1 protein-coding gene is annotated in these 530 nt (G+C 44.9%); it reads left to right on the forward strand.

Annotation, left to right across the window (positions count from 1 at the left end; all coding sequences use genetic code 11):
* Positions 1-530, forward strand: a 530-nt coding sequence (locus AB4496_RS28470; RefSeq protein ID WP_372133421.1) for an ATP-binding cassette domain-containing protein, incomplete at both ends; no start/stop codon positions are given.

Here is a 530-nt window from a genome sequence, read left to right on the forward strand (position 1 = left end):
CACGGGTCATACCGTTGGTTTGAAAGAGATTAACCTTGAGATTAACCGTGGCGAAATCTTCGTTATCATGGGGCTTTCTGGTTCAGGGAAGTCGACTTTGATTCGCCACTTCAACCGTTTGATAGATCCGACTCAAGGTAAAATCATGGTTGAAGGCATCGATGTGATGAGCCTCAATACCAAGCAATTAGAAGAGTTCCGTCGTCATAAAATGTCGATGGTATTCCAACGCTTTGGCTTAATGCCTCATCGCACCGTGGTAGAAAACGTTGCGTACGGTTTGGAAGTACAAGGTATCAAAAAAGAAGACCGTTTAGCGAAAGCCAATGAGTGGTTAGAAACGGTGGGGTTGAAAGGTTACGGCAAGCAGTACCCTGCCCAGCTTTCTGGCGGTCAACAACAACGTGTTGGTCTTTCTCGAGCTCTGTGTACTAATGCTGAAATCTTATTAATGGATGAAGCGTTTTCAGCGCTCGATCCTTTGATTCGAAGTGAAATGCAAGATCAACTCATTGAACTGCAAGAGAAGC

The organism is Vibrio sp. 10N.222.46.A1 (genome assembly GCF_041473595.1).
GTDB classification, from domain to species: domain Bacteria; phylum Pseudomonadota; class Gammaproteobacteria; order Enterobacterales; family Vibrionaceae; genus Vibrio; species Vibrio tasmaniensis_A.